We start from the raw sequence: 20276 nt of genomic DNA, 5'->3' as shown, positions 1-20276 counted from the left end.
TCGAAATATCCAAGATACTATTGATTATCGGTGTTCTGCTGTTTTCACTTTCATCATGAGGGCATGAGTAGCGGATAAGTATTGTTTTGCATAGCTCGTTAACTGTAACCATGAAAACAATCCAGCGAGTACATTCGCTATTGTTGCCGCAATGACGATAGTAAAAATGTCACCCTGTAACGAACCAATAGCAATCGCTGGGATGTACAGCACCAGCAATCTAACAAAGCAAACGAAAAGGGCGGTTTTGGGTTTACCCAATGCGTTGAAGATTGAAGTGACAACCATACATAAGCCTAAAGGACCGTAGCTAAACGGAATCACCCAAAGAGCTAGCTTCAACCAATCTTGCATTGTGTTGTCCGCCGATAGTAGAGGAACAATGATTGGTAAACTTACCACTAACAAAGTCGCGATGACCAAGTGGAACAAGATCACAAAGCGAGAAGCTGATTGAACAAGCGCTTGGATTGAATCGAAACGTTCGGCACCGAGCTGACGGCCAATCATTGGTGGTAACGACATGGTGAGCGCCAATGTGAAGATTAGCAAGAAGCTCTCGACTCGGTTGAGCAAACTCCAAAACGCAATTTCATTGGCACCAAGATGAGCGATGAACATCACGGTCACGAACGCGCTGACTGACGGTAAGATTTGGTTCATCATGGTTGGAATCGTGGTTTTGATCAGTAGATTGAAATCCTCTTTGCTGGCTAAAGCACAAGAGAAAGGAGCGAACCAGTGGCGACCTTTGGCTCTTTGCATCATGTAAGCCGCGCTGATGGCAAAACCAAGCATAGATGCTAGTGCTGCACCTGCGATCCCCATGTTAAGAACGAACATAAAGATTGGATCAAGTACGAGGTTGATAAGGCTTGCGATGACAAAAACGGAGCCAGTGACTTTAGTGTCACCATTCGCACGATAAACACAGGTCATCAAATACAGCACAGCACTCGATAGTGCGCTCAACAACCACAAGCCCCAGAACTGACCAAATAACACTTCGAGTTGCTGATACTGGGTGCCGCCGTCTTCCACAGAGATAAATGCGGAAAACACACTTTGTTCCATCAACCACAATGTAACTCCAATAAGTGCGATAAAAGCGCTGCCAACAAGCAATGCAAGTGAAGCCGTATTGGTAGCTCGTCGTGTGTCATTTGCACCAAAAGCATGAGAAATGATCGATGTTGCCGCGACACCGATGCCGACTTGAATGCCGATAAATGCAGCTTGGAAAGGCATGGTAATACCTTGCACCGTAAGCTCGTTTACACCAAGCTTGCCGATAAACACTGCATCAATAAGTTGTACTGACATTATCGCAAAGAGACCGACCGTTAACGGCAGTGTTTTTTCGAGAACGGATTTTAAAGTCGAGGAAATCGCTAGCATCACAAGGCTCATGATTGGAAAGTTTGGGAACAATGCCAGTATAGAGTTGTGATTGTTAATGATAAGAGGGGTAATCCCTAAATCAGTTTTTAGATTTGGTTAATAATGAAGTCGTTGCGTGTTCCACAGTGCGGCTGAATAGTAATTGCAAACTTATATGCATATCGGTTTTTCGTTTTCTATGAAATAGAACTGCCATTGCTACGGTCTGTCTTAATCAACGTATTACCAGTTCGCTATTTACTAAAGTATGAACACATTCGGGGAAGATTATGTGGATTAAGAAGAATCATCGCTGGGCTTTATCTGAAAACGAAGCGACGCCAGAGTCCGTCTATAAAGAGCGTCGCGAAATACTGAAAAAGTTAGGTATTGCGGTTGTCGGTATGCCACTCGCTGCGAATGCACAAGCTGGTATTTTGGATATCTTCTCTTCAAAGGAAAAGCCAGTCTCAGATAATCGAATTGACCTTAGTGTGACTAAGCCACAACAGTATCAAGCGGATCTTTCTCTTACTCCTGAGAGCAAGGTTTTAAAATACAATAACTTCTATGAGTTTGGTACCGATAAATCTGACCCAGCGAAAAACTCTTCTGAATTTGTGTCTGACCCATGGACGGTTGAGATCGACGGCTTGGTGAATAACCCGATTAAGCTCGACTACGATGACATCTTTAACAAGTTCACACTAGAAGAGCGAATCTATCGCTTACGTTGTGTCGAAGCATGGTCAATGAACATTCCGTGGATTGGTTTTCCTCTAGCAGACATCATCAAAATGGCGGATCCAAAAAGTAGCGCGAAATACGTTGCTTTTGAAACCCTCTACGACCCGAAACAGTTCCCAGCTCAAGGCTCGTTTAGCAGTATTGAATATCCTTACGTCGAAGGGCTTCGTCTTGATGAAGCAATGAACCCGCTCGCACTGATTTCTGTCGGTTTATACGGTAAGACGCTTGCACCACAAAACGGTGCGCCACTTCGCTTAGTTGTACCGTGGAAGTATGGCTTCAAAAGCATTAAGTCTATTGTTCGAATTCGTTTAACTGACCGAGAGCCGCCAACAACGTGGAATCGTTTAGCACCAAATGAATACGGTTTTTACGCTAATGTGAACCCAAATGTTGACCACCCACGTTGGAGCCAAGCAAGCGAGCGTTTCATCGGTGAGGGCAGTGTGCTCAGTACTCGCAGACAGCCAACATTGATGTTCAACGGTTACGAGGAAGAGGTGGCGCATCTCTATAAGAATATGGACCTGAGGAAGTTCTATTGAGAAAGCTGACGCCAAAACACATCATTGCGCTTAAGGTCCTTATCCATCTTGTCTCTTTAGGCTTTTTAGGTCTGCTGGTTATTGCGATTAATACCGACAACTTAGGTGGCGACCCTGTTCAAGGCATTATCCATTACACGGGTATTAGCGCGCTGAATACGCTGTTTATTACCTTGTTGGTTTCTCCGCTTGCGCGTTGGACCAAGCAGGGATTGTTAGTTCGAGTCAGACGACTACTCGGGCTCTACAGCTTTTTCTGGGCAGTGCTTCATTTGGTTGCGTTTGCTGTTCTTGATTTAGGGTTAGATTGGAGTTTGCTTGCCTCTGAAATCGTCAAACGCCCTTACTTGACCGTTGGTGCAGCAGTGTGGGTTATCTTGTTACTTCTGGCGGTGACTTCGACTCAATCTATACAACGTAAAATGGGGCCTAAATGGCAAAAGCTGCACAACTGGGTTTACTTGGTCGCGATACTGGCGCCGATTCATTTCTATTGGTCGGTGAAATCAGAGGTAGCAGAGCCAACCATCTATATCCTAATCGCCATTGGTTTGTTGCTGGTGCGCTGGAAGACATTGAAGCAGCGAGTGTTTCGAAAAATGTTATCCAGTTGATGCGCTGTTAGACTAATTGCGATAAATGAATCAGCAGACAAAAAGGGGCTACGTGAGCCCCTTTCTTCATTGGATAAAAAGCCGCTAACCCAAGCTTTCTGTTGCTGTTGGCTCACCAGGCTTCCACACCTTTCGTTCGCTTTCACCAAAGACCTTGAGCTAGGTCTATCAGATCCCATCACAACGCTCATACCGTTGGCCCGAACCCTACGACTAATGTCTAACCATCTGAGACTATTTGTACTTTTTCGTTTGGTATAAGGTACTAGCAACTTAATTTAAAGGGTTCATAAACGTCAGTTATCGAGTTCTTGTCGTAGAGAATATAGAGACAACGACTTGCTTAATCTTCGTTTACTGAGAAACAACGTTGGTTGGAAAAACACACCTTAGAGTGTGAACGAAAGGAATCACAATGAGCAGCACTTTAGAGTCCGTACATATTCGAACAGATAAGCCTAAAGCCAGTGAGGGTGAACTCACTTATGAACAACAACATAAACCTAGCTCGGAGTTTGAGTCCCGAGAACAATATTTAGAGCACGAGTTGCAAATCATGGCGCCTAAACGTTGGCGTCCCAATTTGCCGTTTAAAGATTATCGCTTCGAGGTAGAAGACACCATTCCAGCGATGGCCGCGACCATTGGTAAAGTTGTTATGGTGGGAGCCATTGCCGCAACCTTTGCCGGAGCGCTAGGGTTGAATGAAGGCTTTATTTTAGAAAATGTACGTTATGAACTACTCATCGCCTCTGTTTTCATTATTCTTTTCTCAGGCTTTCTGTTGCCGACCGCAAACCTCGCGGGTACACACGGCCCGCTCATCCCATTAATTCCTATCGTCGTTGCAGCAGGCGGGCACCCAATGGCCTTTGGTCTGTTGATTGGCGCTTTTGGCATACTGTTAGCCATCAGTAAAGGTGGCAGCATGTTGGCAAATCTCACCAGTAAAGGCGTGTGTGGTGGTTTATTGCTCTACCTTGGCTTTGTTGGAACCGTCTCTCAAGTCAAAAAGTTGTTCGCATGGGCAGAGGGAATATGGATGAGCCACATTGCTTTTGTTGTGATCTTTTGCACCATTATTTTATATGCATTACTGGAACACTTTCGTAAGCGTTGGCTAGCGGTTCCTCTTAGTTGCTTGCTAGGCGGTACTTTAGCTTTTGCTATGGGCGCTCCGTTTTCTTTTCAAACCGAGCCCGGCTTACCTAATATGAATCCGATGTATTGGTGGGGGGAAGATACGGGTTGGATGCTAGGTTTACCTACGATTGAGCATTTCATGGTGGTATTGCCTTTTGCTATTTTAGCCGTAGCCATGTGGTCGCCTGATTTTTTAGGGCATCAAGTGTTTCAAAAAATCAGCTATCCAAAACGTACAGAAAAAGTACATATGAACATCGACGATACCATGACCACCGCTTCCATTCGTCAGACGTTCGGTTCTCTGCTCGGTGGTACTAACTTTACGTCTTCTTGGGGAACTTACATCGTTCCGGCGGCGATCGCTAAGCGTCCCATTCCTGCTGGCGCTTTGCTGACGGCGCTGTTTTGTATCATCGCCGCGGTTTGGGGCTACCCAATGGACTTAGCGATCTGGCAACCTGTACTTTGTGTTGCGCTCATTGTTGGAGTATTTGTTCCTTTGCTAGAAGCAGGAATGGAAATGACGCGTGAAGGGAAAACCACTCAATCGGCGGCGATTGTTGTATTTTCTTCAGCGCTCGTTAACCCTGCATTTGGCTGGTCTCTCACCATGTTGCTAGATAATTTAGGCTTAGTCGGCTGTAAAGAACGTAGTGGAGAGCTGAGTAAAATGAGCCGTTGGGTGTTGCCTGGCATTATGTTTATTGTACTAACAAGCGTAATGGCATTGGTGGGCTTACTTCCGGGGATTCCAGCAATTATCCCAAGCTTTCGTTAGGTAGGCCCATAGTACGATTTATGGTTTGAAGAACCTTTTTCTAACCTGATAGAAACGGTTTAGTTCTGTTGAACTAAGCCGTTTTTGTCCAGAGATGAGTTGATCAAGAAAATAACTAAGAAGGTATTGTTTAAAAGTTTGTGAGCATTTCTCATTTATTCAATGAGCCTTAAAATTAATTACCTAGTTTTTGTCAAAGGGCAAATCAGCCCTAGTACCTGATTTTGTGAACTAAAATTTTGCAGTGCAACTCATTTCAATGCAATATTACTTATATTGCATAGGTGCGTATGGTGGGTGTGCGCGTGTGAGATAATGTAAGTGAATATAGCATTTCCGAATGCAACTTTAACAAAGGAGCTAAGAGTGATACCAATGGAAATGAATTACAAAAAGGCTATTGACGCAATTCTAAATGGCGAGGCTCTTCTTTTTCTAGGAGCAGGATCGAGCAAACTGTCTACCAACAAATTTGGTAGGCAGTTGCCAGTGGGATCTGAGCTAGAAAATATAATAAAAGAAGATTTGGGGATAACACAAAGCGTCCCGTTAGATAAGTTGAGTAATTTTTATAAAGAGAAAAGGGGGGAATCAACGTTAGTAAAGCTCCTACGCGCGCACTTGGATGTCGAATCAGTCGCAACTTGTTTTAAAGAAATTGCTGAGCCTGACTGGGTTAGAGTTTGGACAACTAATTATGAGAACTCGTATGAAAAATCTTGCGCGTCTATAAATAAAGCTTTTTCAAGTTATACAATAAATACCTATGACACGAAAACTAGAAGGAGTGAGTCAAAATCGCAGGAAGTCATCCATATCAATGGTAAGCTAGGATCTTCAACATTCAATCTACCTGATGACTTTGTGCTCACAAGTCGTGATTATGCATCAAAGATATTCAATGATAGTCCTGTATCACGTGTATTTGAAGCCGATCTCAATAACGCAAAGGCGATCATCTTTCTAGGTTACTCTCTTGCAGATATTGACGTCCTCCGTTTTATCAGCTCAATCGAACGAATAAAGCGAAAAGTGTTTTTTGTTGATCGACCAGAGTTAGACGAGCTTAGCGAGTTTGAGCTTTCTCAATATGGGCAAGTGCTAAAGATCGGAATTGAAGGCCTCATAGAAAAAATAAAAGAGCGAAAAAAGAGTTGGAAACCAACAGAAAAAAGAGAGTCCTATAGATATTTTCAAAGGCTTGAACTTAACCAAAGAAGAGCTGAATCCAAATCTACTTTTGACGACTTTCTTTCATTAATTGTCCAAGGTGAGGTAAATAGCAATTACATACAATCTGCGACTGAGGACGGGCGTTATACAGTCGCAAGAACAATAGAAGATGAAATCTTTCACTGCATATCTTCGGGAGGCGCTGGTGTATTTGTTCATGGTGGTTTTGGTAGTGGCAAGACAGTCCTCTTACAGCGTATAGCGATACAAGCTCATCGTTCAGGTATTGATGTTTTTCATAGAGTTGGTTTTAGCAATGCTACAAGTGAAGTCGTCAAGCTTTGTAATCGTAGAGATCCATTTGTTTTGATAATTGACAGTTATCAGAAAGACAAAGACGCTGTCCATGCTTTCTTTGAAAACGCGAGTAGTGGATGCTCAATTGTACTTGCTGAAAGAACAGATACTTTCCAAGTTTCTTCTGATGTTACTTTGGACTATTGTGAAAAATGGGGTAAAGCTCACCTTTTTGATGTGGAGCACTTAGATAAAAGTGAGATAAATAGGTTCGTAGAGCTCTTTAATAAACGGGCTGTATGGGGCTTGAGAGCGGACGATTCTAACCTCGAAAAAAACAGTTTTATTAGGCGTGAATGTAAATCCCGTCTCTCAGACTTACTTCTCGAGCTATTAAAGTCAAAAAATATTCAGAACAAACTACTAGAGATCACTCAACCTTTTACAAGTAATCCATTTTACAAAGATGTATTAACTTTGATTTGTATACTTACTTGTATCAAGAGTACGAGTGAGTCTCGGATTGAAAGTAGTGGGAATCGCTTTGAAGTAAGTGAAAAGCATCTCGCTATGTCAGAACTGTCTGTTAATGAAAACTTGCTAGGTTATTGTTTTGGATTTGACAACAAAGATTATCAGGCGCTGGTTAAAGATAAAAAGTTGCGAAATATTATAGATTTTGAAACCAATGAAATCCGTTTCAAGTCTTCGATTGTAGCAAGATATATTCTTAATAACTCCGATAGTACAAGTGAGATTACGGAAGTCATTGCTACCGTGATTGAAAATCTAGAGTACCTTATGGAGTCAGACCTAGATTACACTTGGCTTTGCGAAAGACTCGTAAACTTTGGTCAAATAGAAAAGTTGTTGCCTAATGTAGGCCGAGAAGCTGCATTGGTTGACTTCTATGAGAGAATCCAAAATATTGATTACTTCTCAGAACACCCACTATTTTGGTTACAATACTCGATAGCAGAACATAGTCTAGGACATCATACAACTGCTGGTTACCACCTTGAAAATGCACTTGCTTTCGGCAAAAATTTCAATCGCAAAAAGGGATTCAAAGGCAAGTGGGCTCCTTATCAGATTTATACGACTTACGCGAGACATCTCATATCTGAAGCTACTGAGTCTGGTAGTGCGTTGCTAGCATTTGATAATTGTATTGAGGCATTTGATATGATTAAAAATCAGTGCATAGATAACACTCAATATAGGCATCCATATACCTCAACTAGTGGGATATATCGTGTAGTGGCTGTACATTACCATAAATGGGATAACGAGCAACGCAACACTCTAAATAAAAGAATTTCATTCATGATGAGGCAAACACAGAGATTACGTGAGGATGTAAGAAAAAATGGTAACATCCAAACTGCACTTAGAATGTATCAAAAATCTCTTAAACTTCTTCAAGAACAATCTTACGAAAAGGCTCATGAGCAGTAAGGTAGCAATAGGTTCGCGTGGATGCCATTAACCTCAACTTATAGTGTTAGGTGACATAAAACCTCATGTGTGACCAAGTGAGGGACACAGGAGTGTATCCTTTCCATTGGAGCTAAAAAATTACCTGCATCAGCAATATTGAACAGTTATCGATGCGAGTGAAACTTCTATACTTCAACTAGTTTATTTACCACCAAAATTAGTAAGGCATATTACTTAACTCAATTTTGTCCAATAACGAGCCAACAACTCTTCTACTCAACTCTGTCACTAGAACACCCACACAAACAAAAAGGGGCTACGTGAGCCCCTTTGCTTTATTGGATAAACAGCCGTTAACCTAAGCTTTCTGTTACTACTGGTTTGGTATTGCGTTTGGCAATCCAGTAAGCAACGCCGCCCCAAAGAACTGTAAGCACCCAAAGAGCAGTCCAGTGTTTAGCGACTTGTTGCCACGTTGCGCCCATTTGGTTGAGTGCTAAAAAGCCTTTGATTGCCCACGTGCTCGGGCTCAAATCAGCAAACCAAAGCAGCGGGGCAGGAATCGACTCAACCGGCCAAATAAAGCCTGCTAAGAAGATTAATGGCATTGAGCTAACCAGCACGACCAATGTCACCAACTCGCGTCTTGGTAACAAGTAACCGAGCCATAAACCTAAACCACAACAGCCGAGCAAGAACGGCAACAGCAAGGTCAACAATTCACCGGCATTGGCAACATGATTGACGTTCAAGCGTTCAAAACTGAAGCCAAAATAGTAGGCGCTGAGCAAGTAGTAGATAGCAACGAAGACCAAGGTTCTGGCCAGCAACAGAGCACCCGTTGGCACCTGTGACCAATACCCACGACCATGGCGCTGAGTACCGGTTTGCAACCCGACTGCCATGATCAATGTTTGTTGAAGGATCAATACAAACACCGCTGGCACTACGTATTCGATGTAGCCCATGGTTGGGTTGAAGGTTGGCTTCATGTTGAGTTTGATTGCAGAGTAGTCATGGCTCGCCATGCTTAGTGGCACTCCATCGATTACCATCTTGCTTACTTTAACTTGAGCGCCAAGCGTACCACCAGCTTGTGCTAAACCTTCGACGACTGTGCCGTACACCAAGAAGTAAGAAGCGTCGGCGGCATAAGCCAGAGTAGGGCTGCTGCCAAGCATCAAGTCTTTGTAGAAGTGTTCTGGAATCACCAAGAAGCCAGTTATCTCTCGGTTTAAGAATGCTTGTTTCGCATCGGCAATAGTATGTAAACGTGTCACTACCTTAACCTGAGGCGTGGCATCGACCATGCGCTCTAAGGTTAGACTGGTTTGGCTTCCATCGAGATTCACAATCGCTATTGGCTGTTCCCTCGGTGTTTGTTGTGCGTATGGAAGTGGGTATAAGAAGGAGTAAAATACCACGCCACCAAAGACCGTCAGTACCACGACAGGGTTGGTCATCACTGAGCGAAGTTCTGTTTTAATCAGTTGCCACAGTGTCATACAACCTCCTGTTTGCTATCTGTTGAAGATGCGCTGTTTAGCAAAGCTGTGTTGCGATGTTTTGCTAATAAAGCTGCCGTCATCAGCAGCGGGATAATGTACCCAACCATCGGCCAGAGTGAGCCGATAGATTGTGCCGCACTTGCGCCGTAGCTTGCTTGGTCCACTTGAACTTCGATGTAATGCGTAATTGGCAGCAATCCTCTCCATGCATGGGCAAGAGCATTCATGTCTGAAACGGGGAAAGTAATACCCATAAACGCGAAGCTAGGCGCGGTAAATGCGCCAGCAAAGCTCATCGCGCGAGCTGGGTCCATCGATAGGAAGAAGAACAATGCTCCCATGATGATGCATGCGATAGTCGTTACGAACTGCGCTAATAGCATCACCAGATAACTGCCTTCCATCGGCCAATCAAGCACCATGTAGAACCAGACTAAGAACAGTGCGCCTTGTGCCATAAAGACAGGAATGTACTGGCTTAGAATTTTGCTTAGTCGAGTGAAAGGGCGATCGCCTAAGAACGCGAAGCTGTTGTTGCCATTTCCATAAAGACGAAAATGCGCTGCGAGGATCAAAATGGTGCTGACCACGACACAGATCTGCCAGATCGCCGGAACAATCGCTGTTACCAAAAACTGAGCGTAGTTGGTGTTGCGGTTAAACAAGGCTGTAATCTGGGTGGAAATCGGCACGGCTTGACCAATAGCTGCAAGTGTTGTGGTGTTGCCTTTTGCTAGGTTACCCATGGTTTCTAGCTGCGCATCAAAATACCCTTGAGACTGCGCGACCGCTGAGTTAATCAACTTGGCAACCAAAATGTATTGGCTGTTAAAGAAGACCGATAGTTGCGGTTGTCGATGCAAAAGAATGTCTTGGTCGAATTGAGGGGGAATCACAGCATAAGCGTAGATATCACCCTCGATCATCGCGTTCTTCGCTTCTGTTGAACTAGTGTAGTGATAATCAACAGAAAGAGTGGAAGAGGCATCAAGAGATTGAATCATCTTGCGTGACAACTGCGAGTGCTGCAAATCAACCACACCAATCGGGAGATCTCTTGCAATACCTGCAGAGAAAACACCCCAAATAGTGACGGCCAATAAGATCGGCACCCATGTCAGGCAAGATAACAACCACTTATCGCGCCGCAGGATTTGTCGTTGTGAGATTTGAATCGTCATAATCTTAAGCCAACGCGATTACAGCTCAACCACAACACTCATGCCCATGCGTAGCTCAGGCTCTGGTTGGGTAGGGCGAGCTTCCACTTCGAATGTGCGAAGATCAAAACCTTTCGATGCGTCTGTCGCGCGCCATGTAGCGAAATCGCCCATTACGGCAACATGGGTGACTTTAAACTCAACGTCTTTATCCAATGCTGGTAGGTAAGCTTTAAAGGTCGTGCCTTTGGTGAAGTGTTTGAGCAAATCTTCGCGTACGTTCAGTGTTGCCCAAGAATCTTGGGTATCAATAACCGTCACAACCGGGAAGCCTTGAGGTGCAAGTTCGCCGCTTTGCAGTAGAACTTGAGAAACTTCACCATCAAACCAGCTGAAGATTTGCGTGTCTTTGGCGTACGCTTCTACTTCCGCTACTGCGCCAGCCGCCATGCGTGCTTTCTCTGCTGCTGCGACTTTGGTTTCGCTACGCGCGCCTTCTTTCGCCATGTTGTACATTTGGAATGCAGCGCTTTCTGTGTATTTAGATGCTTGCCATTGCGTCATGGCTTCGTCGCGTTTTTGCTCCGCGACTACGCCATCTTTATAAAGGTTGTTTACACGTTGGTAGGTCTTTTCCATCAAATCTGCAGCCGCTTTCGCTTTCAACCATTGGTCTTTTGCGGCTTGGATTTGTTGCTCTCGTGCCCCTTTTTCTGCTTCTAGGGCCAATGCGCCAGCGGCTTTTTCACCTGCCTTGGCTTGCTCCAATTTTGCTTCGATTTCTGGGCTGTGAAGGGTAAAGATCAACTGACCTTTTTCGACATCATCGCCTTTGCGCACCATGACTTCATCAATACGACCAGGAACTTTAGAAGAGATGCTGTATTGCTGCGCTTCAATCAACCCCTGTAAACGTGCCGGTTCTGGTTGATATGCTTGGTAGAACTGGTAGCCAACCCAAGAAGCGACACCCAAAGCGCAAAGTGATAGTAGAGCGGGTTTTAGAGATTTTGCTGCCATGACTTATTTTGCCTCTTTGGATGCTGATGCTGGAACGTAAGCAGTATGTTGGTATTGAGCGAAGCTGTTCATTTCGCTGCTCAGTGCTAATAGTTTGGTTAATGAAATCAGATAACGGAAACGTGCCGCTGATTGCTGTGTTTCTACGCTGGCGACATACAGTTGCGCGTCAACGACATCCAAAGAGGACGATAAGCCCTGAGTGAATGCTTTTTCGCGCAAGCGTAGGTTCTCGTCCGCAAGGGCGATACTAGATTCTAGACCTTGCACTTCATCAATGGCTTGTTGTGCTTCTAGGTAGGTCTTTTGTACCAGAAGCGACAAGTCTTGCTTCGCTTGTGATTTCAGCGCATTTACTTGGGTGACCATGCTTTGTGCTGCTTTTACTTTCTCGCTACGACCAGTGGACTCAATCAGAGGGATGTTAACGCCAACACCCACTAGCCAATCCGGTTTCATTTGGCTGGCAAGGGAATCGTCTTCATATAGGCTGTAATCACCGTATAGGTAAACTTCCGGATAGTATTTGCCTTTCTCGGCTTTGATTAAGCTCGACGCTTGTTTGTGCTTGGCATCCAACAAATCTAAGCCGGGGTAGGTCAGTAGTGTTTGATCAACAAACGCACTCAACGGTGGAAGGTTGTTGTTGATAAACAGCGTTTCTGAAGGTTCTACAGAATCGCTCTGCGCTAAGATCTTGCCCAAAGCCGCTTGAGCAATACTCAGGTCACTGGCAGCTTTGCGCGTCTCGACCTTAGCTTTGTCTAATGACGCTTCCGCTTGAAGGCGCTCAACACGGGCGATTTGACCTTGCTCTTCCATTTTAATCGCAAAATCACGGTGCTTGGTTAAGCCTTTTTCTACGGCTTGACGTGTTGCTAATACTTCTTTGGCAAGCACGACCGAGAAGTAGTATTTGGAGAGATCTTCAAAGCGAGCTTGCTGCTCCATTGCGAGTTGGCTTTTTGCCTCGTCCGTTTTACCTTCCGCGGCGGTTTGAGCTGCATTGATGCGACCGCCAGTAAAGATCGGCCAGATAGCACGAATCGAAGAAGAGAAGATGTCGCGTTCGGTGATCGTCGATGTGGTACTCGCAAGAGCGCTAAAAATAGGTTGGAAAACAGGTGGCACGCTAATGTGTTGCCCAGTGCTGTCGAGAATTTGCTGACCAGACAGTGTTACGTCGGTATCTAAGCGTGTGTAGTTCGCACCAATACTGACTTGCGGTAAATTGAGGTTATCAGTTGCGCTTTGTTGGTATTCGTAGCTTTCAACATTGGCACGTTGTGCTTTAAGGGAATAGTTGTTTTCTAACAACAAATTCCATGCATCATCGAATGTGATGGGAGCCGAGTGACAGGCAAGAGAAATTGAGCTGCTGAGAAGACCCAAAATCCAGAACTTTCCGGTTTGTTTCATAGTGGCTACTTTTCTTTAGAGTATAAGCTCTAATATAAAGTATTCACTACAAAGTGTTAAGTGATTGGGCAAAAGAAATGTTGGTTAAATGTTGCGCCCAGTTAGGTGGGGCTTAGCTGGACGCACCGTTGTTGTGTGACTTGTACTGATTCACTTCATCGAAGGGCAGTGAAATTCTGCTCTCCACTCAAGCTGACGAGAGCCTCGCATAGTATTCAGTAAGTCTTTACCACTCATCTGTGGGAATGAAAGCAGCACCTTGAGATCAGAAGAACTGGTGTCACTCTTTTCATAAGCCCTGACGTGCGTAAACGTTGAATACATATTCTCTGACAGCATAGCCTTATTCAGGCAAATTCCAAATGTATCGCGTTCCATGTTTTGGTGTTCCTTCTAACTATAAAAGCACCTCTGTTTATAGTTATTGCAATTGCAGATGGTGTCTAAGTGGTTGTCCTACGGTCAGTATTTGTATTTTTATCAATGTATCTTCAATTTACTGACGCAAGTGTTGAGCGTTAAATAGACTTCCAGTTGGCTGCTTTCTTTGTTCGAAGCTCTGCTAGGCTTCTTGACTAAAAATTATACGATCGAAAGTCTAAAAACGCCTCAAAAACCGCTAAATTTGGTGTGATCATGTTCAAGATTTAGATGGCAATTTATGTATGATGTTGAATAAATTACAACATTATTTCGTTAGCATTATGATTGAATTTTGATATTTCACGGCGGCTATAAATGCGCTAAATGAGCCATGAGTGACAAAGCTAAGTGTTGGAACGGGTTTGTTCGAACTGAAGAAAGCACGGCACGCCTACAAATTAACCGTAAACCGTTCAGAACGTTTCGTCTGTTCACAGATTTGTCATTTGATTAGAGCGAGCATGTTAACTCAGTGTTAACTTAGGCAAGTGTGCCACAGTGACGTGGAAAACTGGCGAAGATAAAGGAAATATCAATGAGTTGGAGTCGGATCAGCTTTCGTAAGCGCATGCTTATTATTATGACGCTGTCGGGTTTGATCGAACTTCTTATTCTGGTGGCTGCGGGCTTTACCTACCTAAAATTCGACCAAGAACAAGAGATGGGGGAGAAAGCGCTTGGCGTTGCTCGTTTCTTGTCTACTTCTCATATTGTTCGCGAAATGATTGAGTCTCAGAATACCGATCCTTATCAACAGCGGTTTCGTGAAATGACTGAGGCACTTGGTGCTGCGTTCATTGTGATTGGGGATAAAAATGGTGTGCGTTTGATTCACCCTGTCGACGAGCGCATCGGTAAGCCAATGAAAGGCGGCGACAACCAACGAGCGCTGGTGGAAGGTAAGTCATACATCTCGACGGCTCAAGGATCATTGGGTTATTCCGTCCGTGGTAAAGCGGCAATTTTCGATCAACAAGACAACATCATTGGTGTGGTTTCGGTCGGTTATTTGCTGGAACGCTTACAAGACCGCATCGAGCCTTTCTTTGCATTCCTTATCTTAATGGCATTGATCGTTGTTGCTGCCAACGCGATTGTTTCCAACTATGCATCCCGAAAATTTCAGCGTGCCATTTTGGGTTTTGAACCAGAGGAAATTGGACGTTTGTACGGTGAACTCGACGTCACCATGAGCACTATTAAAGAAGGGGTATTAAGTATTGATGCCCAAGGTGTATTGCGTTCCATCAACCGAAGTGCGTGTCAGATTTTAGGTATTGAAAGGGAATCGGCTCTGAATAAACCGCTGACAGATACCCTGCGAGACAGCGATTTGTATACCGTGCTGGAAACAGGGCAAGAAGATCACGATATCGAGATCTTCCTTAATCACAAGCGTTTAATTGCCAACCGTTCGCCAATCTACGTCGAAGGAAAAATCGTCGGTGCGGTTTCCAGTTTCCGTCTGCGTGATGAAATAAACGAACTTACTGAACAGCTTTCGCAAACTAAAGAATACGCTGATTTGCTTCGTTCTCAGACTCACGAGCACAGAAATAAGCTCAATACGATCAGCGGATTGGTTCAGATGGGGGAACTCGAAGCGGTTCAACAATTGATTGGGCAAGAGACAGCACACTATCAAGCGATGATAGAGTTTTTACGCGATACCATCAAAGACCCGCTTATTGCTGGCATGTTACTGGGTAAAACCGAGCGTGCACGTGAACTGGGATTACAGTTAGTGGTAGAAGAAGGCAGTCGATTGGAGCCATTACCTGAGTGGTTAAATGCAGAAGATCTGGTCACGGTACTTGGCAACCTAATCGACAACGCTTTCGATGCGACGCTGTCTTCTATTCGTGTTGAGTCTGCGTTTGCATTAGAGCGCCGCAGCATTGATGTGTCGATCAGTGATTATGGCAACGAAGTGATTTTAGAGGTTGTCGACCAAGGGTGTGGACTGCCGGAAAACATTGAGCCACAAGAGCTTTTGAAAAAGGGCATTTCAACCAAGTCGCGTCAGAATCGAGGTGTGGGATTGCATCTTGTTAATCAACTGGCGACGCGTTATCACGGCTATGTTGAGATGCTACCAAATACAGAACATGGAACGAGAATTACCGTGTATTTGCCTAAGGAAGAACAAGTATGAATACGGCAACGCGAGTCATGATCATCGAGGATGATATTGCCATTGCAGAGCTACATCATAAATATCTGAGCCAACTCTCTGGCTTGGAAGTGGTGGGCATTGCAACGACACGGATGGAAGCAGAATTACAGCTTGAGGTGCTCAAGCCTGATTTGCTGCTCATGGATGTGTATTTACCCGATGGAACAGGATTAGAGATCCTCAATACGCTTCGTGCGAACAATCAAACTTGTGATGTGATTTTAATTACCGCGGCAAGAGACGTAGATACACTGCAACAAGCGATGCGAGGTGGTGTAGTTGATTATCTGCTTAAGCCAGTGATGTTTCCAAGGTTGGAGGCTGCATTGCAAAAGTACATTTCGCAACGCCAACAACTCCATGTCGCAGAAAGCTTGGACCAGAATTTAGTTGATAAGATGCTGCAATCAAATGTGGTACCAGACACGTCGTCGCACAGATTGCCCAAAGGGATTGATGGGGTAACTTTGGATAAAATTCGAGGATTGTTCGTCGGTGAAGAGATGTATACGGCGGATGACGCTGGAGAGCAAATTGGTGCCAGCCGAACAACGGCCAGACGTTATTTGGAATACTTGATCAGTTCTGGTGAATTAGAGGCAGACTTAAATTATGGCACGGTAGGGCGACCTGAGCGTTGCTACAGAAAAGTGACAAGGTAACTCAACTCGAACTTTAAATACTGTTCAGAAGCGCTCTGTAGTAAAAGCTAAGAGAAATGAAAAGCGGTGGCTTATTGGTAGCCACCGCTTTTCATTTGTGAAATATACAGCTTGTTTTTATGTTCTCGAAAAAGACCTTGTTTGAGCGGCTTGTTAGGCGTTAGAACTTGTACTCAAGCTTCGCTTCGATAGATCGTTCAGCACCAAACCAACAGTTGTTCTTGTCGTAACAGCTGTAGTATTCCTCATCAAAGATATTGCTCGCAGACAGCGTGACGCTTGCGCCGTCGAGTGATTGTGAAGCCGCCGATAAGTCATAGCTCGCCGCTAGGTCAACCAAGGTGTAATCTGGCACTTGGTCACTATTTTGTGCATCCATTTCTGTTTTACCTACGTAACGAACGCCAGCACTAGTGCGAAGCCCTGTTAAAGTACCTTCATAGTAGTAATTTGCCCATAAAGAAGCGGTTTGTTCTGGTACCCACACTGGCGTTTTGCCTTCTTGGTGGTAATAGCTGTCTTCTTTAATTTCCATATTGATATAGGTGTAGTTTAGCGTTAGGTCAGCTTGCGGCGTTGCTTGCCATTTCGCTTCTAGCTCTGCACCTTGAGAAACCACTTCACCAGCTTGGTATTGCGGTGCGTATGGGTTGTTAGGATCGGTCAAGATCGCGTTTTTCTTGGTGATATGGAACAGCGCTAGGTTGCCTGATACGTCACCACCCAGAGGGGCGTATTTGAAGCCCAGCTCCCATTGATGACCAGTAGAAGGGTCGAACGCTTTACCTGATGCATCAGCCCCCGCGATTGGTTCAAAACTCTCTGAGTAAGTCAGGTAAGGAGACAGACCAAAATCAAGCTCGTATAACGCACCAACTCGGAAAGATACGTTGTTTTCATCAAGCTTTTCCTTGCTCGGTGTGACTGTGCCTAGGTAATCACTCACAGTGTTGGTGTCGGATTCGTATTTATCCCAGCGAAGTCCGGCAATCATCACAAGGTTGTTGTAGCGAAGTTGGTCTTGGAAGTAAACGCCAAGCTGTTTCGTCTTGATATCCAGTGCCTGCTGGTAAGCGAACTTTAGAGCGTCGCGGTCAATCTGATTGTGATTAGGATTAAAGATGTCTTGCGTAAGTGAGTAACCTAAGGTGTCTTTGTATTTCACATCAGAATCTAGGTATTGGTAATCTAACCCAAGTAGCAAGTTATGCTCGAAATTGCCATGGGCAACGTAGCCTGATAATTGGTTATCAATCACAAATGAAGTTGAGTCTTCATCCGTGAGGTAAGCATTACGACCAATCGTGCGATTATCAGCGGCTAATGGGCTGTTGTACGTGTTTTCTTGGTACGAGTCAGCTGTCATGTAGCGTGCATTTTGCAAGAACTGCCAGTTGTTGTTGAAGTCGTGCAGAATTTTGTAGCCAATCATCAACACTTCACGTTCATAGGTGTTCCAGTTTTTGTCGCCCAAGTAAGTATCAGGAGACAACGAACCGAGTGGGTTATCGAGAACGGAGCCCGCTGCTGGAACTGTGGTGTAAATACCTGCCGAAGGATCGTTTTGGTAGTACACGTTGACATTAACAAGCGTGTTGTCTGTCGCTTGCCAGTCGAATGACGGCGCAATCAGATAACGCTCGTCTTCTGATGTCTCTGCTTGCCCATCTCGCTGTTTCGCCATCCCTACGATGCGGTAGTTCACGTTTGAATCACCAATTTGCCCCGTGGTGTCGAAGTTCACTTCTTTCAGGCTGTTGGTGCCAGTACTGACTGATACCGTGTTAGCTGGCTCAGATTGCGGAGTCTTTGCGATGATGTTGACCATGCCGCCTGGTGGAATGTTTCCATATAAAACAGACGTAGGTCCTTTGAACACTTCAACTTGCTCAACCGCAGCTGCATCAATTTGTGGCTGTAAGTTCCAACCGTTGAATAAGAGAGGGAGACCATCGTAGAAGTTGGTGTAGTTAATGAAACCACGGATATTGAATAGGTCTAGACGCGTAACGGCACCACCGCGTAGTTCGGTATTTACACCAGATGAGTAACGAAGTGCTTCGCTGACCGTGCTCACTCCGCGTAAATCCATTTCATCCTTCGTGATGATGGTGATTGCCTGTGGGGTTTCTTCTGGTTCTAATGACGTTTTTGTTGCCGTATTTCGGTAAGTCTTACCTAATACGGTCATTGTTTCGAGTTGAGTTACGTCTTCGTCAGCAACAGCGTGTCCTGCGATCAGCGCAGAAACAACAACTGCAAGTGTTGAGCGATGAAATTTAATCGGGGTTTCCATTTTTCCTGATTCCACTACTTTTTCTAGTTATTGATAATGATTGTTATTTGTATTTTATAGATAGGAAAAATAGAAAAGTTAACAATTTGGTGCAACTCGCTCTAAAGGATAGGACTTTTCTCTTACTTCGAGTATCGGCTGTAACAACGCTCTACGGGTAACCAGTATTGCATTTGGGCGTTATCACTGTTTGGCTGGTAGTCTGCCGGATAATTTTCAAGCTCATACCCATCGACACCGCGATAATTTGAAGCAGGTAACCAACACATGATGAACCACTCAAGGGTTTGCGCAAGTTTCGCTGCCTTACCGATGTGAGTGATCACGGCATAAGTTTGCTGTGGTACGAATAATGTCTCTAGTTGATCGGACACTGCATTTGGAATGCTTGGTAAATGGACATTGTCGTCGAGTTCATAACCTGCCCAATATTGAAGATTCGAACCATCAAAGTGAGGGTGGGTAACATCAATAACACCGAGATGGCGAACTGGTGGCTCTTCGACTTGATCGGCAATAAGAGAAAGCTGAAGCCACAACTGCGGGACTTTGTAATGGAAGTTTGGAGAAGGGGAGAACAAACCGCTGATTGGTTGAGAAAGCCCCTGTAGATAAAAGCTTGGTTTCGTTTCTATCTTTACTTCGATAAAGTGCCCGTCATTGTGCGACGCTTCTGGAAGGTGGCGTAACGTAAATGGTTTACGTAACCCTGATAACTGTTGGTTCTTTCTATATTCGCGAGGGCTGACAGAAAACATCTGCTTGAATGCGCGGCTGAATGCGTGCTCGGAGGCAAACCCCATTTCCAGCGCAATATCCAAAGAGCGCTCACTTCCGCCGACTAATCGCTCTGCTGCGTAGCTTAACTTAAGCTCTCTAACGTAGTTTGCAACCGAAAGTCCTGTTTGCTGCTGAAACACGCGCTGCAACTGCCAGCGAGACCAGCAACTTTGTTGCGAGATGTCATCAACGCTCAAAGGGGAATCAAGATTACTATGAATGTAATCCAATACGCCTTGAATACGATGCGTCGATTGCTGTTTTGCTGAGCCCTGATTCATAGCAGTCCTAACGTGTGTTGATAGAATTCTCCATTATCTTTAATTAAGTATCATTATCAACAACTATGAAGTAGAGTTGTAAATTCTGCATAGTGCACAGAGCTTATGTAATGGATTGCAAAGTTGAACAATAAATAATCTTTTTAGAGTTTTTGCTTAAATTTTATCACTAGACTGGGCAGGGTGTTTATTTCTTTTAATTCAATTAATTATGATGATTTGTGTAAATTATTTAAACGTTTGCACCGCCAAGTGTTGATGTAAATCAAATAGTCGTAGACAATACGCCCCCGTGTCGGAAATCTCCTCCGAAGAGTGCAAGGTTGTACTCGAGAGACATAAGCGTCTTATATGACCTCCAAATGTTGAGAACCAGACTATGTTTAAGGGGCTCAGTAGTTGTAGTGATTTGAGACTATAGGCTTTAC

General features: G+C 44.5%; 14 protein-coding genes. 6 read left to right on the top strand and 8 right to left on the bottom strand.

What is annotated here, in order from left to right; genetic code table 11:
- Positions 1 to 24 precede the first annotated feature (24 nt).
- Complete coding sequence (locus OH463_RS19345; protein WP_239210915.1) at positions 25 to 1398, bottom strand: MATE family efflux transporter; 1374 nt, start codon at positions 1396 to 1398, stop codon at positions 25 to 27.
- Between the two features lie 272 nt (positions 1399 to 1670).
- On the opposite strand from OH463_RS19345, the gene msrP reads away from it, so the two are divergent.
- The 4 genes from msrP (at position 1671) to OH463_RS19325 (ending at position 8141) form a co-directional block, all read left to right on the top strand.
- Positions 1671 to 2675 carry a protein-methionine-sulfoxide reductase catalytic subunit MsrP gene (gene msrP, locus OH463_RS19340; RefSeq protein ID WP_005446028.1) on the top strand — a complete coding sequence of 335 codons (1005 nt, stop codon included), beginning with the start codon at positions 1671 to 1673 and terminating at the stop codon, positions 2673 to 2675.
- Complete coding sequence (msrQ, locus tag OH463_RS19335; protein WP_269992166.1) at positions 2672 to 3289, top strand: protein-methionine-sulfoxide reductase heme-binding subunit MsrQ; 618 nt, start codon at positions 2672 to 2674, stop codon at positions 3287 to 3289. The genes msrP and msrQ overlap by 4 nt, the downstream gene beginning before the upstream one ends.
- A 415-nt stretch (positions 3290 to 3704) precedes the next feature.
- Positions 3705 to 5213 (top strand): DUF3360 domain-containing protein, encoded by a 1509-nt coding sequence (locus OH463_RS19330; RefSeq protein ID WP_269992164.1) that lies wholly within the window; start codon positions 3705 to 3707, stop codon positions 5211 to 5213.
- A gap of 375 nt (positions 5214 to 5588) precedes the next feature.
- Positions 5589 to 8141 (top strand): SIR2 family NAD-dependent protein deacylase, encoded by a 2553-nt coding sequence (locus tag OH463_RS19325; RefSeq protein WP_269992162.1) that lies wholly within the window; start codon positions 5589 to 5591, stop codon positions 8139 to 8141.
- 335 nt (positions 8142 to 8476) lie between these two features.
- On the opposite strand, the gene OH463_RS19320 is transcribed toward OH463_RS19325, so the two are convergent.
- The 5 genes from OH463_RS19320 to OH463_RS19300 all read right to left on the bottom strand — a co-directional run bounded on the left by OH463_RS19320 (position 8477) and on the right by OH463_RS19300 (position 13608).
- A complete protein-coding gene (locus OH463_RS19320; protein WP_009703302.1) occupies positions 8477 to 9628 on the bottom strand; it encodes an ABC transporter permease in 1152 nt (383 codons plus the stop codon).
- Positions 9625 to 10812, bottom strand: coding sequence for an ABC transporter permease (locus OH463_RS19315; protein ID WP_269992160.1), 1188 nt, complete (start codon positions 10810 to 10812; stop codon positions 9625 to 9627). The genes OH463_RS19320 and OH463_RS19315 overlap by 4 nt, the downstream gene beginning before the upstream one ends.
- A gap of 18 nt (positions 10813 to 10830) precedes the next feature.
- On the bottom strand, positions 10831 to 11811 hold the full coding sequence (locus OH463_RS19310; protein ID WP_005442193.1) for an HlyD family secretion protein: 981 nt from the start codon (positions 11809 to 11811) through the stop codon (positions 10831 to 10833).
- 3 nt (positions 11812 to 11814) lie between these two features.
- Positions 11815 to 13230, bottom strand: a complete 1416-nt coding sequence (locus OH463_RS19305) for a TolC family protein (protein WP_269992157.1) — start codon at positions 13228 to 13230, stop codon at positions 11815 to 11817.
- Between the two features lie 150 nt (positions 13231 to 13380).
- Complete coding sequence (locus OH463_RS19300) at positions 13381 to 13608, bottom strand: hypothetical protein (protein WP_005446009.1); 228 nt, start codon at positions 13606 to 13608, stop codon at positions 13381 to 13383.
- Positions 13609 to 14188: 580 nt separating this feature from the next.
- Between OH463_RS19300 and OH463_RS19295 the strand changes: the two genes are divergently transcribed.
- Positions 14189 to 15808, top strand: coding sequence for an ATP-binding protein (locus OH463_RS19295; protein ID WP_269992156.1), 1620 nt, complete (start codon positions 14189 to 14191; stop codon positions 15806 to 15808).
- On the top strand, positions 15805 to 16491 hold the full coding sequence (locus OH463_RS19290) for a response regulator (protein WP_029788136.1): 687 nt from the start codon (positions 15805 to 15807) through the stop codon (positions 16489 to 16491). The genes OH463_RS19295 and OH463_RS19290 overlap by 4 nt, the downstream gene beginning before the upstream one ends.
- A 160-nt stretch (positions 16492 to 16651) precedes the next feature.
- Here OH463_RS19290 and OH463_RS19285 read toward each other — a convergent pair whose 3' ends face one another.
- Both OH463_RS19285 and OH463_RS19280 read right to left on the bottom strand, forming a co-directional pair.
- Positions 16652 to 18787 (bottom strand): TonB-dependent siderophore receptor, encoded by a 2136-nt coding sequence (locus OH463_RS19285; protein WP_269992155.1) that lies wholly within the window; start codon positions 18785 to 18787, stop codon positions 16652 to 16654.
- A 122-nt stretch (positions 18788 to 18909) separates the two neighbouring features.
- A complete protein-coding gene (locus OH463_RS19280) occupies positions 18910 to 19848 on the bottom strand; it encodes a helix-turn-helix domain-containing protein (RefSeq protein WP_009697495.1) in 939 nt (312 codons plus the stop codon).
- Positions 19849 to 20276 lie beyond the last annotated feature (428 nt).

Source organism: Vibrio sp. NFR, assembly GCF_027587095.1.
Taxonomy (GTDB): Bacteria; Pseudomonadota; Gammaproteobacteria; order Enterobacterales; family Vibrionaceae; genus Vibrio; species Vibrio harveyi.
This window is presented reverse-complemented; position numbering and strand designations above follow the sequence as displayed.